This is a genomic window from Streptococcus mitis, assembly GCF_009496285.1.
Lineage (GTDB): Bacteria > Bacillota > Bacilli > Lactobacillales > Streptococcaceae > Streptococcus > Streptococcus mitis_BP.
Window position 1 is genome coordinate 57,878 of the sequence record NZ_WIJK01000004.1, and the last position, 15,789, is coordinate 73,666.

Annotated in this window: 15 protein-coding genes and 2 pseudogenes; 16 read left to right on the top strand and 1 reads right to left on the bottom strand. The window is 38.9% G+C overall.

All coding sequences use genetic code 11. The features are described 5' to 3' along the window. The first annotated feature begins 56 nt into the window (after nucleotides 1-56). The 8 genes and pseudogenes from GEZ89_RS02235 (at nucleotide 57) to GEZ89_RS02270 (ending at nucleotide 8,025) form a co-directional block, all read left to right on the top strand. Nucleotides 57-662, top strand: a complete 606-nt coding sequence (locus GEZ89_RS02235; protein WP_153224811.1) for a DUF6707 family protein — start codon at nucleotides 57-59, stop codon at nucleotides 660-662. A 39-nt stretch (nucleotides 663-701) separates the two neighbouring features. Further along, a complete protein-coding gene (locus GEZ89_RS02240; protein ID WP_153224812.1) occupies nucleotides 702-1,202 on the top strand; it encodes an NUDIX hydrolase in 501 nt (166 codons plus the stop codon). Next, nucleotides 1,189-1,916 (top strand): annotated as a pseudogene (locus GEZ89_RS02245) (GNAT family N-acetyltransferase). The gene GEZ89_RS02240 and the pseudogene GEZ89_RS02245 overlap by 14 nt, the downstream one beginning before the upstream one ends. A gap of 41 nt (nucleotides 1,917-1,957) precedes the next feature. Beyond that, complete coding sequence (locus tag GEZ89_RS02250; RefSeq protein WP_153224813.1) at nucleotides 1,958-2,806, top strand: putative PEP-binding protein; 849 nt, start codon at nucleotides 1,958-1,960, stop codon at nucleotides 2,804-2,806. Further along, nucleotides 2,803-3,242, top strand: a pseudogene (locus GEZ89_RS02255) (ASCH domain-containing protein). The gene GEZ89_RS02250 and the pseudogene GEZ89_RS02255 overlap by 4 nt, the downstream one beginning before the upstream one ends. 122 nt (nucleotides 3,243-3,364) lie before the next feature. Beyond that, a complete protein-coding gene (locus tag GEZ89_RS02260; protein ID WP_153224814.1) occupies nucleotides 3,365-5,911 on the top strand; it encodes a M1 family metallopeptidase in 2,547 nt (848 codons plus the stop codon). 115 nt (nucleotides 5,912-6,026) lie between these two features. Next, nucleotides 6,027-6,698: a two-component system response regulator CiaR gene (gene ciaR / locus GEZ89_RS02265; protein WP_075231911.1), complete on the top strand. Its 672-nt coding sequence runs from the start codon at nucleotides 6,027-6,029 to the stop codon at nucleotides 6,696-6,698. Next, entirely contained in the window at nucleotides 6,691-8,025 is a 1,335-nt protein-coding gene (locus tag GEZ89_RS02270; RefSeq protein ID WP_153224815.1) for a sensor histidine kinase, read from the top strand. The genes ciaR and GEZ89_RS02270 overlap by 8 nt, the downstream gene beginning before the upstream one ends. Nucleotides 8,026-8,134: 109 nt before the next feature. Here GEZ89_RS02270 and GEZ89_RS02275 read toward each other — a convergent pair whose 3' ends face one another. Further along, a complete protein-coding gene (locus GEZ89_RS02275) occupies nucleotides 8,135-8,410 on the bottom strand; it encodes a DUF3270 family protein (RefSeq protein ID WP_049548330.1) in 276 nt (91 codons plus the stop codon). 369 nt (nucleotides 8,411-8,779) lie between these two features. On the opposite strand from GEZ89_RS02275, the gene GEZ89_RS02280 reads away from it, so the two are divergent. The 8 genes from GEZ89_RS02280 (at nucleotide 8,780) to GEZ89_RS02315 (ending at nucleotide 15,674) form a co-directional block, all read left to right on the top strand. Further along, nucleotides 8,780-9,835, top strand: a complete 1,056-nt coding sequence (locus tag GEZ89_RS02280; protein WP_153224816.1) for an ABC transporter permease — start codon at nucleotides 8,780-8,782, stop codon at nucleotides 9,833-9,835. Between the two features lie 13 nt (nucleotides 9,836-9,848). Beyond that, complete coding sequence (locus tag GEZ89_RS02285) at nucleotides 9,849-10,529, top strand: ABC transporter ATP-binding protein (RefSeq protein WP_153224817.1); 681 nt, start codon at nucleotides 9,849-9,851, stop codon at nucleotides 10,527-10,529. A 108-nt stretch (nucleotides 10,530-10,637) separates the two neighbouring features. Continuing rightward, nucleotides 10,638-11,567, top strand: coding sequence for a peptidase U32 family protein (locus tag GEZ89_RS02290; RefSeq protein ID WP_153224818.1), 930 nt, complete (start codon nucleotides 10,638-10,640; stop codon nucleotides 11,565-11,567). 105 nt (nucleotides 11,568-11,672) lie between these two features. Beyond that, nucleotides 11,673-12,356: a ribose-5-phosphate isomerase RpiA gene (gene rpiA, locus GEZ89_RS02295; RefSeq protein WP_045763755.1), complete on the top strand. Its 684-nt coding sequence runs from the start codon at nucleotides 11,673-11,675 to the stop codon at nucleotides 12,354-12,356. A 12-nt stretch (nucleotides 12,357-12,368) separates the two neighbouring features. After that, the gene (locus tag GEZ89_RS02300; RefSeq protein WP_153224819.1) at nucleotides 12,369-13,580 is read left to right on the top strand and encodes a phosphopentomutase; all 1,212 of its coding nucleotides are present in this window, start codon (nucleotides 12,369-12,371) and stop codon (nucleotides 13,578-13,580) included. A gap of 1 nt (nucleotide 13,581) precedes the next feature. Further along, nucleotides 13,582-14,124: a DUF1697 domain-containing protein gene (locus GEZ89_RS02305; RefSeq protein ID WP_153224820.1), complete on the top strand. Its 543-nt coding sequence runs from the start codon at nucleotides 13,582-13,584 to the stop codon at nucleotides 14,122-14,124. A 14-nt stretch (nucleotides 14,125-14,138) separates the two neighbouring features. Then, nucleotides 14,139-14,948, top strand: coding sequence for a purine-nucleoside phosphorylase (locus GEZ89_RS02310; RefSeq protein WP_153224821.1), 810 nt, complete (start codon nucleotides 14,139-14,141; stop codon nucleotides 14,946-14,948). 12 nt (nucleotides 14,949-14,960) lie between these two features. Continuing rightward, nucleotides 14,961-15,674, top strand: coding sequence for a LemA family protein (locus tag GEZ89_RS02315; protein ID WP_075231958.1), 714 nt, complete (start codon nucleotides 14,961-14,963; stop codon nucleotides 15,672-15,674). Nucleotides 15,675-15,789: the final 115 nt, after the last annotated feature.

Below are 15,789 nucleotides of genomic sequence, written 5' to 3' on the forward strand. Positions count from 1 at the left end.
TGACTAAAATAGTTTTAAATTTTTGGGAAGATAGAAGAAAATAGAAAGGAATTCAGATGAAGCTACCAGAAGTAATTGAGCTAGTGGAAAATCATCCAGACCTACATCTCTATATAGATAAAATTTTAAAAAAGCATAAGAAGACCCAAGCTAGCTATCTCGAATCGCTGAATCATCTGACCTATTTACTTTATCTGGATGGTCAAGAGGAAATAGCTAAGGAATTATTAGATAGGATCATACAAGTTCCATTTGAAGGGAATTATAACACTTGGACCTTTGTTGATAGCTCTCTGATTTTATTGGCCTATCTGGAAAGAGAAAAAGAAAATCAGGTATTCGTCTATAAAAAACTTCTTTTATCCCCGTTAGAACAAGGGGAGGAATCTACTCAAAAAATAAGAAGGAGAGTTCATCAGAGATTTTTGAATGGCGACAGCTTGGAGCAAAAGCTTGCAAAAATCGAGCAAGCTCCAAGTCCTGAATCAGAAATGGAACACCGTTTGCTATACTTGACAGATTTATTGAAAATTCACCTCTTTATTACTGAGTCAACTTGTGAAGAGACAAATATCCAAGCAAAAATCGAAGAGAATATAGAGATACTAAAGAAGTATATCAAGGAGAATGAAATCTTTAGCCTCTTTCCATTTAAGGGATGATATAAGTTTTCAATCTTGGATTGTTAGAAAGAGTGGAAAATGGAAATCAAAAATCACTTTGGTGTATACGGAGTCTGTCTTCAAGACAGGAAATTACTTTGCATTGAGAAAATGAGAGGGCCTTATCAGCATCGTTTTGATTTACCGGGTGGTAGTCAGGAAATCGGTGAGGGGTTGACAGAAACCCTCAAGAGAGAAGTTTTGGAAGAGACGGGCTATACGCTTATCCGTTATTGCAATCCTAGGATTTATGATGTACTGGTTCAAGAAGAAGGGCAAGACTTCGCAGTACATCATATCATGGCCTTTTATGATATCGTACTTGATTTAGAACGTTCTCAAAAATCCCTTCCTCATGAAGTTCTTGATGGAAGTAACGATTCAGCAAATGCAATTTGGCTTCCTATCGAGCAGATTACCGAAGAAAATGCCTCACCCTTAGTATTGAAGGTGAAGGCGGAGTTACAAGGATTTCCTGAATTAGAACTGACAAGATATAGAAATTGGAAGGTAAAGATGGGGGATAATGGAACTATTTAAAACATGGAAGAAAAATATGGTTCTCTATGGTCTTAAATCTCAAATTGGAACTGTATACCGAAACAGTGATGGGACAACAAGTTTTTATGATATTGGGAATTTTCTATACCTAGCAGGGGAGTTGAATTCCAGATTTTGGGAAGATTTTGTTAGGCAATATGGTTTAGATTATAAGATTATTATATCAGAAGACACTAAGTGGCAAGATTTTCTGCATCGGCAAGTTGGGTTAATTTCTTTTACTCGCTATTCTTTTAAGGATAAGGCAAATTTTCAAGTTGAATTTCTAATGATCTAGTTAGTCATATAGAGGAAGGTTACAATATTGTACCTATTGATAATCGTATTTATAACTGCCTTTCTGAGGAAGAATGGTCACAAGATTTAAAGGGAGATTTTGAGTCCTATCAGGATTTTTCTTTAAAAGGTGGATTTGGCTTTGTGGTTCTTAAAAATAAAGAACTGATTGCTGGGATTTCCTCAGGGTTAGTTTACCGTGGAGCAGTTGAAGTGGAAGTTGCAACTAGACCAAACGAACAAGGAAATGGATTTGCTAAAAAGCTTGGTGCTGCAATGATTCTAGAGAGTTTAAATAGAGATATGTTTCCTCTTTGGGATGCTCATAACGAGGCTTCCAAAAAAGTAGCAGAATTTTTAGGATATGAGTTAGTTGAACCTTATGAAGCTTTTGAACTAGATGAAAGCGTCATATAATGATATCTGATATTGTATCTTTTAAGACGAGGTGAATGGACATGCAAAATCAACTGGCTCTTAGTGGAGAACAAATTGTTGAAAAAGTTTATCCTCAACTATTTCACCATATCGGTATGATTCGTGGGGAATACTTGTTGAGAGAAATAAACCAAAACATACTATTACCAAATTGTCAGCAATTTGTAAAAGATTATCTAGACACTATTTGCCATTTATACTCAGATGAAGAGGTCTGGTATCGCTTTTCAGAGTTAACAAATGCAGAAGCAAATAGTCTAGACGGGACTAAAGAGTATTTTGACGAACGCCACCCATTATTTGGATATAGAGGTACTAGGCGTTTACTGGCATGTCCAGATGAATTTCAGGCTGAGGCACATGTCGTTACAGAAGTTTATCAAACTAATCCCAATCTGTCTGTTATTTTTCCTTTTGTCAATGATGCTGAACAGTTAAAACAAGCTATTAGAGTATTGCGTCAGCATGGTTTCACTGGAAAAATTGGAACAATGATTGAATTACCGTCAGCTTATTTTGACTTGGACAGGATACTGGAAACTGGTATTTCAAAGATTGTAATTGGAATGAATGATTTGACTTCATTTATTTTTGCCACTGTGAGAAATAGTCAATGGCACGATATGGAAAGTCCAATAATGTTAGAAATGCTGAGACAGATGCAGGATAAAGCAAGGACGAAAAAGATAGATTTCGCCGTGGCAGGCTATCTGAATCCTTCTTTCATACAAAAAATGAATCAGATGGGGATTGAGTGCATTATCCACTACAGTTCTATTCCGGAGATTTTTAATTTAGAGATTGACCATCCAGATCATCTCAAACGTGTAAAAGAAGAAAGTAAAAAAATACAAAGGAGCAACCCATGACACCGCAAGAAATGTGGAATACCTACAAGAAAATCAATCCCTTGATCGGAGATGAAATCGACGCCTGGGCTTTTGGAGTGGAAGCCGATCTCTTGGCAGACTTGGTTTTAAAAGGTGAAAAGACGGCAACCGCCTCAGCTTACGACCTTTACGCAGTAGAGGACGAACTCCTTCCCCAAGAAGGGACCTTTGATGTTATTTTAGACAGTAAGGATCAAGCTATCTGCATTATTGAAATTACAAAGGTTTCCGTTCAGCCTTTCCATCAGGTTTCAGCCGACCATGCCCACAAGGAAGGTGAGGGAGACAAATCTTTAGCCTATTGGGTCAGGTTCATGAAGATTTTTTCAAAGACTGGTTAGGAGAAGCAGGTCTGGATTTTACACCTGACAGCAAGATTGTTTTGGAAGAATTTCGCAAGGTCTACCCTCTCTAGACTGCTAGTAGGAAGAAAGTTTTGGAAATCACTGTCCAAAGCTTTTTTCTGACTTAAAATATGATAAAATAGGTATGTTTGAACTAGAGCATTTGCTCAGAAATATAGAATAGGAGAAAATGATGCAAGCAGTAGAACATTATATTAAACAATTTGTTCCTGAACATTATGATTTATTTTTAGACTTGAGTCGTGAGACTAAGACGTTTTCAGGAAAAGTAACCATTACTGGTCAAGCTAAAAGTGACCGAATTTCCCTTCACCAAAAGGACTTAGAAATCGCTTCTGTAGAAGTAGCAGGTCAAGCTCGCCCATTCACAGTTGATAACGAAAACGAAGCCCTTCATATCGAACTTGCAGAAGCAGGTTCAGTTGATTTGGTCATCGCTTTTTCAGGGAAAATCACAGACAACATGACAGGAATCTACCCATCTTACTACACAGTTGATGGAGTTAAGAAGGAAGTCTTGTCTACTCAGTTTGAGAGCCACTTTGCTCGCGAAGCCTTCCCGTGTGTGGATGAGCCAGAAGCAAAAGCAACCTTTGACTTAGCACTTCGTTTTGACCAAGCTGAAGGTGAACTTGCCTTGTCTAACATGCCAGAAATTGACGTTGAAAACCGCAAAGAGTCAGGTATCTGGAAATTTGAAACAACTCCACGTATGTCTTCTTACTTGCTAGCTTTCGTTGCTGGTGATTTGCAAGGGGTAACTGCTAAAACTAAAAATGGTACTTTGGTAGGTGTTTACTCAACCAAGGCCCATCCACTTTCAAACCTTGATTTCTCACTAGATATTGCTGTTCGCTCAATCGAGTTTTACGAAGACTACTATGGAGTTAAGTACCCAATTCCTCAATCTCTTCACATCGCCCTTCCTGACTTCTCAGCTGGTGCTATGGAAAACTGGGGACTTGTGACATACCGTGAAGTTTACTTGGTTGTTGATGAAAACTCAACCTTTGCTAGCCGTCAACAGGTAGCACTCGTCATTGCCCACGAGCTTGCTCACCAATGGTTCGGTAACCTTGTGACTATGAAGTGGTGGGATGACCTCTGGCTCAATGAAAGCTTCGCGAACATGATGGAATACGTCTGTGTGGATGCCATCGAGCCAAGTTGGAATATCTTTGAAGACTTCCAAACAAGTGGAGTGCCAGCCGCTCTTAAACGTGATGCGACAGATGGCGTTCAATCTGTCCACGTTGAAGTTAGCCACCCAGATGAAATCAATACGCTCTTCGATGGTGCTATCGTTTATGCCAAAGGAAGCCGTCTCATGCACATGCTTCGCCGTTGGTTAGGAGATGCTGATTTTGCTAAAGGTTTGCATGCTTACTTTGAAAAACACCAATACGGAAATACCATTGGCCGTGATCTTTGGAATGCACTTGGACAAGCATCTGGTCGTGATGTAGCAGCCTTCATGGATTCTTGGTTGGAGCAACCTGGTTATCCAGTCCTTACTGCCACAGTTGAAAATGATGTTTTGAAGATTTCACAAAAACAATTCTTCATCGGTGAACATGAAGACAAGAATCGTCTCTGGGTAGTGCCACTTAACAGTAACTGGAAAGGCTTGCCAGATACTCTCGAAACTGAGAGCATCGAAATTCCAGGTTATGCAGCTCTTCTTGCTGAAAACAAAACAGCTCTTCGTCTTAACACTGAAAATACTGCCCACTACATTACGGACTATCAAGGCGAATTGTTAGATGCTGTTCTTGCTGACTTAGAGACACTTGATAACACAAGTAAGCTTCAAATCGTCCAAGAACGTCGTTTACTAGCTGAAGCAGGACACATTTCTTATGCAGACTTGCTTCCAGTAGTGGATCAATTAGCACAAGAAGAATCTTATCTCGTTGTTTCAGCAGTTTCACAAGTTATCGGAGCGCTTGATCGCTTTATCGATGAAGGAACTGAGACAGAAAAAGCCTTTAAAGCCCTTATTGCTAAACTGGCTCGTTACAACTATGATCGTCTTGGCTTTGAAGCTAAAGAGGGTGAATCTGATGAAGATGAATTGGTTCGTCAATTGACAATTTCCATGATGATTCGTTCAAATGACGAGGAAGCCAGTCAAGTTGCTAGCCAAATTTTCGAAGCCCACAAGGATAATCTTTCAGGACTTCCAGCAGCTATTCGTTCACAAGTTCTCATCAATGAAATGAAACACCATGAGACTAAGGAATTGGTCGCAACTTATCTCGATCTTTATACTCATGCCACAGATGCCGCCTTTAAACGCCAATTGGCAGCTGCTCTTGCCTACAGTACAGATACGGATAATATCCAAACCTTGATTGCTTCTTGGAAGGATAAATTTGTGGTGAAACCTCAAGATTTGTCTGCATGGTATTATCAGTTCTTAGGTCATAAGGCAACTCAGGAACCAGTTTGGGCTTGGGCGCGTGAAAACTGGGATTGGATTAAGGCTGCTCTTGGTGGAGATATGAGCTTTGATAGCTTTGTTATTCTGCCTGCCCATGTATTTAAGACAGAGCAACGCTTGACAGAATACAAGGCCTTCTTTGAGCCACAACTTTCTGACCTTGCCCTTAGCCGTAACATCGGTATGGGAATCAAGGAAATCGCAGCACGCGTTGAATTGATCAAGCGTGAAAAAGCAGCAGTTGAAGCAGTTGTAGCTCAATATAGCAAAGCTTAAAAGATTCTAGTCTAAATAGATGACAAAAACTCAACTTTCTCTTGGAAAAACAAGGGAAGTTGAGTTTTTTTTAAGATATTTTTGCTATAATAGGTATAATAAGGAGGAATTTTTGATGATCAAAATTCTATTAGTGGAAGATGACCTAGGCCTGTCAAATTCAGTCTTTGATTTCTTGGATGATTTTGCAGATGTCATGCAGGTTTTTGATGGAGAAGAAGGTCTTTATGAGGCTGAAAGTGGTGTTTATGATTTGATTCTATTGGACTTGATGTTGCCTGAAAAAAATGGGTTCCAAGTTTTAAAAGAATTGCGTGAAAAAGGCATTTCGACTCCTGTTCTGATCATGACAGCCAAGGAAAGTCTAGATGATAAGGGACACGGATTTGAGCTTGGGGCAGATGATTATCTGACAAAACCATTTTATCTAGAAGAACTCAAGATGCGTATTCAGGCCCTGCTTAAACGTTCTGGTAAGTTCAATGAAAATACCCTTTCCTATGGTGATTTGACTGTCAATCTCTCTACCAATGAGGTTAAAGTCAATGATACTGTTGTTGAACTATTAGGTAAAGAATTTGATCTTTTGGTTTATTTCCTCCAAAACCAAAATGTAATCTTGCCAAAAACACAAATTTTTGACCGTTTGTGGGGATTTGACAGTGACACAACCATCTCCGTGGTAGAAGTCTATGTATCAAAAGTTCGTAAGAAATTAAAGGGCTCAGTCTTTGCTGAAAACCTCCAAACCTTGCGTAGTGTTGGGTATATTTTAAAACATGTTTAAAAAAATTAAAAAGAATTGGTATGAGGAGGATTTTAGTTACTTTATTCGTAACTTTGGAGTATTTACTCTGATTTTCTCCGCTATGACTTTGATTATCTTGCAGGTTATGCACTCGAGTCTTTATACCTCAGTTGATGAGAAGCTCTTGTCACTCAGTGCTAATCCTCAGGATGTTATCCAGTTGGCTGTCAACCGTGCAACAGAAGATGTAAAAGATTTGAATAGTGAATCGGTAGGGCCGCCTTCAAATAGCAAACCTACAGTCAGTTCTAATACGGAAGTAATTTTATTGGACTCTAGTTTAAATCAACTAGTAGCTGGAAATCGCTTTTTAGGTCTTGATAGGGTTACATTTAATAAAAAGGATTTGAATCACATTAGACAGCTTCATGTCCAGAATAGTTACGGGCAGGATGAGATTTATCGAGTGATTCTGACTGAGATGAATATTGAATCTGTCTCGACCAATATTAAGTATGCAGCTGTTTTGATTAATACCAGTCAGCTAGAGCAAATCAGTCAAAATCATGAGCAGTTAATCGTAGTAGTCATGGCCAGCTTCTGGATTTTATCACTCATAGCTAGTCTTTATCTTGCTCGAGTTAGTGTCAAACCCTTGCTTGAAAGTATGCAGAAGCAGCAGAGTTTTGTCGAAAATGCCAGTCATGAGCTACGTACTCCACTTGCTGTTCTCCAAAATCGTCTAGAAACTCTTTTTCGAAAGCCGGAAGCTACTATTATGGAATCTAGCGAGAGTATTGCTTCTAGTTTAGAAGAAGTTCGGAACATGCGCTTTTTAACAACCAATCTCCTAAATTTAGCCCGTCGTGATGATGGTATCAATCCTGAACTAGGAGAGGTACAGCCAGACTTCTTTAACACAACCTTTACCAACTATGAGATGATCGCATCTGAAAATAACCGCGTTTTTCATTTTGAAAATCGTATTCATCGGACCATCATAACAGACAAGCTTCTTCTTAAGCAACTGATGACTATCTTGTTTGACAATGCTGTCAAGTACACAGAAGAAGAAGGAGGTATTCATTTTGTCATTGCTACGACGGAGCGTAATCTCTATTTGTCAGTAGCTGATGATGGAATTGGTATTTCTGCAGCAGATAAAAAGAAAATTTTTGATCGCTTTTATCGAGTTGACAAAGCTCGTACTCGCCAAAAAGGTGGCTTTGGGCTAGGTTTATCCTTAGCAAAGCAGATTGTCGATGCCTTAAAAGGAACCATTAGTGTTAAGGATAACAAACCACATGGTACGATTTTTGAAGTAAAAATCGCCATCCAAACACCATCCAAGCGTAAAAATAAATAAAAAAAGGCTGTGACTTAGAAAGCGGTAGACCAAGTATCGCTTTTCTAGTCGCAGCCTTTTAGCTATCCTATAAAAAATAGGTCGGGATAAAAATCCCGACCTTTTGAATCTAATAAAATTTCTTCTTAATCATTGAGCGTTGAAAGTTTGATGCCGCTAAACTCAAGGCAATTGCTAGGCTAAAAGCCAGAACTGTATTAAACTTGAGGGCTAAAAAGATAAAGCTAAACAAGGCTAAAAAGACGCAAAAACAAGCAATGTTTACAAAGAAAAGAACTTCCTTCAAACTAGCAACGGAAGTTGTTTCTGGAACATAGTCTTGGTATAGCGTTGTTTGAGTTTCCTCTTCTTCAAACTCATACGATTGATATTTTCTTACGGGCATGATTCTCTCCTTAACAGTACTCTTTCATTTTACCATTTTTCAAGAAAAAAATTATTACAGTAAGGTTACAAAAAGAATAAAGTCTGTTTTCAAATGATGAAACAAATTTCTTGACACTCTTACCCAAAGGTGATAGGATGAGTAAACCGTTTAAACTTTATTATTTTTCTCTTATTTCAACGAGGGGAAATTTGATGGTTAAAACGAATAAAAATCATACACAGATGCAAATAAATTCAATTTTGAAGTAAGGACAGGATTCTTTTAAATTGATTCTAGTTGTTCATGACGAGATAGTTTTCTATCTTTAGTGCTATGGTGAAGAGGAGATTTGTTCCCTCGACAACAGAATACTTAAAGGAGATTGGCATGTATCTTGCTATCAAAGAAATTTTACAGAATAAACTGCGATACAGTTTAATTCTAACAACCATTTTTCTCATTGCTTTTATGGTCTTTTTTATGACCAGTTTGGCTCTTGGGCTTGTTCGAAATAACAGGGCTGCTATTGATAATTGGCAAGCAACAGGAGTTGTGCTATCCGATTATGCAAATGATAATTTGACTGCATCCTTTATACCAGAAAAAGACTACAAAGATAAAGTGTCTGGGGATGCTGTTCCCCTAAGCTACATGTTTGCGGTGACAAACCTTGTTAATAGTAGTGACAAGATGAATGTCTCTATTTTTGGTCAAGAGTGGGACAGTTTTATCTCGCCAACCTTGATTGAAGGGCGTTACCCAGAAAATGACCAAGAAGTGGTAGTGGATCAGTCTTTTGAAAATTACGGCATCAAACTCGGGGACGCTATTCAACTCAACGGAAGTGAGACAAGTTTTAAGATTGTAGGTTTGACCAGAGAAAATAAATTTTTCACGGAACCTGTTATCTTTACAAGTTTAACAACGTATTGGAATTTACAAGGAACAACAAAAGCTAATCGATCTATCTCTGCACTGGTATTACAAAATGATGTAGAAGTGACTGGCGATGGTTTGAAGCAGATTTCTATTCAAAAAATGATTTCGAAAATTCCTGGCTATACCCCTCAAGTCAATGTATTCTCAGGAATGATTCTATCTTTGATTGTCATTACAGGTCTGATTGTAGGAATTTTTATCTACATCATTACTATTCAAAAATTAGGCCTCTATGGCATTATGCGAGCGCAAGGGATTCAGATAAAATCCATCGTATGGTCCCTTTTCTGTCAGATTTTTCTTCTATCTGGTTTGGGTATTGGATTGGCTTTATTAGCTATTTGGGCTGTCATTTTAGTCTTACCTGCAACATTCTTTTTCTACCCTAGTTGGTTGGCATACTTTGTGTTAAGCCTGGTCATTTGCTTGATGGCACTACTAGGTGGCGTCATTTCGCTTCCGCGTCTACTTAAAGTAGATCCAATTACAGCCATTGCAGAATGATAAGGAGAATGATATGACGACATTAATTGAGATGATTCAAGTGACAAAAACTTATGGCGAAGGCAATATGAAAGTTACAGCTCTCCATGAGACCAATTTTCAGCTAAACGCTGGGGAGTTTGTAGCGATTGTGGGGCCTTCTGGATCAGGTAAAACAACCTTTTTGACCACCTTAGGACAGTTGCAGGAGCCTTCAGGTGGGAAGATTTTAGTAAAGGGAACAGAAACGGGTAATTTGACTGAAAAAGAGAAAACAGATCTTCGGTTTAAGGAATTTGGTTTTATATTACAGGCTTCAAATCTGATTCCCTTTTTAACTGTTAAGGAGCAATTAGATTTAATTGACCGTTTGGATAAAAAGAAATCAGAAAAAAGTAACCGACAAGAGTTATTTAGTTTGTTGGATTTGGAAAAGGTTCAAAATCACTACCCCAAAGCTCTCTCTGGTGGAGAACGCCAACGAGCAGCAATTGCCAGAGCTCTTTATAACAATCCCAGTATCGTACTTGCTGACGAACCGACAGCCAGTCTTGATACCCAAAGAGCTTACCAAGTGACGGATATGCTGGCTTCAATTGCACATGAGCAAGGCAGGGGAGTTGTCATGATTACACATGATACTCGCTTACTAGATAAGGTTGACCGTATTTATGTGATGAATGACGGACGACTTGTTGAAAAGACACAAGCATAAAACGAAAAAGTGAACTGTTATTGATGCAGTTCACTTTTTTAATTTTTAAGTCATAAGACCCACTTTTCTATATAGCTGATTTTGCAGAAATGTGGTATAATTTTCTCTATGGAAAAGATTATTATTACAGTAACTGCTGAAAGTATTGAACAAGTAAAACAGCTACTTGAAGCTGGTGTCGACCGCATTTATGTCGGTGAGAAAGATTTTGGTCTTCGTTTGCCAACTACCTTTAGTCATGAAGAATTGCGTGAAATCGCAAAAATTGTTCATGATGCCGGTAAGGAATTGATCGTTGCGGTCAATGCTCTTATGCACCAAGATATGATGGACCGTATCAAGCCCTTCTTGGACTTTTTAGAAGAAATCAAAACGGACTATATCACAGTTGGGGACGCAGGTGTCTTTTATGTTGTCAATCGCGATGGTTATTCTTTTAAAACCATATATGATGCCTCAACCATGGTAACTAGCAGCCGTCAGATTAATTTCTGGGGACAAAAAGCAGGAGCGTCAGAAGCAGTTTTGGCGCGTGAAATCCCGTCTGCTGAACTTTTCAAAATGCCTGAAATTTTAGAAATTCCAGCAGAAGTTTTGGTTTATGGTGCTAGTGTTATCCACCATTCTAAGCGTCCACTCTTGCAAAACTACTATAATTTCACACAGATTGATGATGAAAAATCTCGTCAACGTGACTTGTTCTTAGCAGAGCCTAGTGATCCAGATAGCCATTACTCAATTTTTGAAGACAATCATGGAACTCACATTTTTGCCAATAACGACCTTGATTTGATGACCAAATTGCCAGAGTTGGTAGAGCATGGTTTCACTCATTGGAAACTAGAGGGACTTTATACTCCAGGGCAAGATTTTGTTGAGATTGCAAAACTCTTCATCCAAGCCCGTAGCTTGATTCAAGAGGGAAGCTTTACGCATGACCAAGCCTTCTTGTTGGACGAGCAAGTCCGTAAACTCCATCCCAAAAATCGTTTCCTTGACACAGGATTTTATGACTACGATCCTGACATGGTTAAATAAGAATCAGAAACCCGAAATAAAATGTTCGGGTTTTTCTAGTGCAAGGATGAATTTAAAGCGTATTCATGTTATAATAAAAGTAGCTTTTTGTTTGGAGGTGTTTAAGTGGAAAATCTGAAAAAAATAGCAGGCATCAAGGCTGCTGAGTTCGTAACCGACGGAATGGTTGTAGGACTTGGAACAGGCTCGACTGCCTATTATTTCGTAGAGGAGATCGGACGTAGAATTAAAGAAGAAGGACTTCAAATTACAGCCGTAACGACCTCGAGTGTAACGACAAAACAGGCACAAGGATTGAATATCCCACTTAAGTCGATTGACGAGGTGGATGAGGTTGATGTGACTGTTGATGGAGCTGATGAGGTAGATCGCCAGTTTAATGGTATCAAAGGAGGCGGTGGTGCGCTTCTAATGGAAAAAGTAGTTGCGACACCAACCAAACAGTATATCTGGGTGGTAGATGAGAGCAAAATGGTTGAGAAACTGGGCGCTTTCAAACTACCTGTCGAAGTTGTCCAATACGGAGCAGAACAGGTTTTCCGTCGTTTTGAAAAAGCTGGTTACAAGCCAAGTTTTCGTGAAAAAGATGGCCAACGCTTTGTGACGGATATGAAAAATTTCATCATTGATCTTGATTTAGGTGTTATTGAAGATCCGATTGCTTTTGGTCATCAACTGGATCTTCAGGTCGGTATTGTTGAGCACGGTTTATTTAATCAAATGGTTGATAAAGTGATTGTAGCAGGGCAAGCTGGCGTTCAGGTTTTAACTTCAACAAAAGGGAAATAAAGGAGGCAAACGATGTCAAAATTTAAACGTATTCACTTGGTAGTACTCGATTCTGTAGGAATCGGTGCAGCACCAGATGCTAATAACTTTGTCAATGCAGGGGTTCCAGATGGAGCTTCTGATACACTAGGCCATATTTCAAAATCAGTTGGTTTGCATGTTCCTAACATGGCTAAGATTGGTCTTGGGAATATTGAACGTGAAACAGCCCTTAAAACGGTTCCAGTAGAGGAAAATCCTAGCGGTTACTACACTAAACTTGAGGAAGTGTCATTAGGTAAAGACACAATGACCGGTCACTGGGAAATCATGGGGCTAAATATTACTGAGCCTTTCGATACTTTCTGGAATGGATTCCCAGAAGAAATCCTTACAAAGATTGAAGAATTTTCAGGTCGCAAGGTCATTCGTGAAGCAAACAAACCTTACTCAGGAACTGCTGTTATCGATGACTTTGGACCACGCCAAATGGAAACTGGCGAGTTGATTATCTATACATCAGCTGACCCAGTTCTTCAAATCGCAGCCCACGAAGACATTATTCCTTTGGATGAATTGTACCGTATTTGCGAATACGCTCGTTCTATTACCCTTGAGCGCCCAGCTCTTCTAGGACGTATCATTGCCCGTCCATACGTTGGAGAGCCAGGAAACTTTACACGTACTGCCAATCGTCGTGACTTGGCTGTTTCACCATTTGCGCCAACTGTTTTGGACAAATTGAATGAAGCTGGCATTGATACTTATGCGGTTGGTAAGATTAACGATATCTTTAACGGTGCTGGTATCAACAATGACATGGGCCACAATAAATCAAACAGCCATGGTATTGATAATTTGATTAAAGCAATGAAATCTGAGGATTTCAAAGAAGGCTTCTCATTCACAAACTTGGTCGACTTTGATGCTCTTTATGGACACCGTCGTGATCCACACGGTTACCGTGATTGCTTGCATGAGTTTGATGAGCGCTTGCCAGAAATTATGGCAGCAATGAGAGAAGATGATCTTCTTTTGATTACTGCTGACCATGGGAACGATCCAACCTATGCGGGTACTGACCATACTCGTGAATACATTCCACTTTTGGCCTACAGCCCATCACTAAAAGGAAATGGACACTTACCAATTGGTCATTTTGCTGATATTTCGGCAACAATCGCTGATAACTTTGGCGTTGATAAGGCTATGATTGGTGAAAGTTTCTTAGATAAATTGGTTTAAGATGACTCGCTTTGCATTACTGGTTAGAGGGATCAATGTCGGTGGGAAACATAAGGTGGTTATGGCCCAACTGCGTCAAGAATTGACAGAGTTGGGATTAGAAAATGTTGAAATCTACATCAATAGTGGCAATATTTTCTTTGATACTAGCATGACTAGAACTCAGTTGGTTGAGAGGTTACAGGATTTCTTTAAAGAACAATATCCATTTATCCAACATTTTTCCTTGTTAAGTCAAGAAGATTACGAAGAGGAGCTTAGAAACCTTCCCGATTGGTGGAACCATGAGATGGCTCGAAAGGATGTCCTCTTTTACACTGAGGGCTTGGATAGGAAATTCGTAGAAGAGAAGTTGCTCGCTTTGAAGCTAGGAGAAGAAGTGCTCCATTTTGGCAAAGTAGCTGTTTTCTGGGGCAAATTGTCAGAGGAGACCTACGCTAAAACAGCCTATCACAAACAACTACTAAAGTTACCTTTCTATCGTAATATTACTATTCGAAATGCAAAAACCTTTGACAAAATCGGTCATTTTTTAAAACAATAAGAAGGAGATAGATAATGACATTATTAGCAAAAATCAATGAAACAGCTGCTTTCTTGAAAGAAAAGGGAGTTGAAGCGCCGGAGTTCGGCTTGATTCTTGGTTCAGGACTTGGAGAATTAGCTGAAGAAATCGACAATCCAGTTGTTGTAGACTACGTTGACATTCCAAACTGGGGACGTTCGACTGTTGTTGGACACGCTGGAAAATTGGTGTACGGTGAACTTGCAGGACGTAAAGTCTTAGCCCTTCAAGGACGTTTCCATTTCTATGAAGGAAATCCGCTTGAAGTCGTGACTTTCCCAGTTCGTGTCATGAAAGTTTTGGGCTGTGAAGGTGTGATTGTAACCAACGCTGCTGGAGGTATCGGCTTTGGTCCTGGTACTTTGATGGCTATCACTGACCACATCAATATGACAGGCCAAAACCCTCTAATCGGTGAAAACTTGGATGACTTCGGTCCACGATTCCCAGACATGTCAAAAGCCTACACTCCAGAATATCGTGCTACAGCTCATGCAGTTGCTGAAAAGCTTGGTGTTAAACTTGATGACGGTGTTTATATCGGTGTAACTGGTCCAACTTATGAAACTCCAGCTGAAATCCGTGCTTATAAGACACTTGGTGCAGACGCTGTCGGAATGTCAACCGTTCCTGAAGTTATCGTTGCAGCACACTCTGGCTTGAAGGTTCTTGGTATTTCATGTATTACCAACTTTGCTGCTGGTTTCCAAGAAGAACTCAACCACGAAGAAGTGGTAGAAGTGACCGAACGTGTCAAAGGCGACTTTAAAGGCTTGCTGAAAGCGATTCTTGCAGAATTGTAAAAGGATTAATTGATGTCAAATTTGATGAATAATCCATTATTTCGTATCATTCGTGGAGTTTTTATAGTTGCTCTCCTAACTTTTATTTGGTTGATTATATTTTCTGCCATAGACACAAGTGGTAGTGAAATAGACTATGAACCCTTTCAAGGAGCATCTATCGTATTTGCAGTTTTAAGCTATATTGTAATAGTGTTTATATTACAGTACCATAAAGTTGTTACCTTAAAAGAGTTAATTAAATCTTCATACAGTGCAATTGAAATTAAAGAAGAGTACGTGGAAAAGTTAATTGTACAACTTCGTGAATTGACAGATAAGATTGTTGACCATGAGTTAAAAATGTCTGTTAGGAAAAATGTTTCAGAATTGTTAGAAGAAAAAAAGTCTGTCAACAATTTTACTAACGACGAAAATAAAGCCAATCATTCAGAATCTAAGCGTAAATTTTATGGTGAATCTGGAAATTCTTCTAAACACGAATACTCAACTAAAGTAGAGGAAACGAAGAATAAAATTATAGAAGAAATTGAAAGAGATACGAGTGTTACCGCTGATCAAAGTATAAAGGATCTGATTGCTGAGATCAAAGAGTCAGAAGTGCTAGTTGCTAATCAAAAATTATACTATAATGAAACGGTCTCGCAATACAACAAAGCAATTTACACTTTGCCATTTGCCTTTTTAAGAATAACTTTAGGTCATTCAGAAAAAAACTATTTATAATATTTAACAAAATCGCTCAGACTAAACTATAGTCAAACAATGTAAAATAAAGAAAGGATGGGTTAACTGTATTCGCTGAACTGAATACGGGCGGAGAACTGTGTAAAAAAGATAA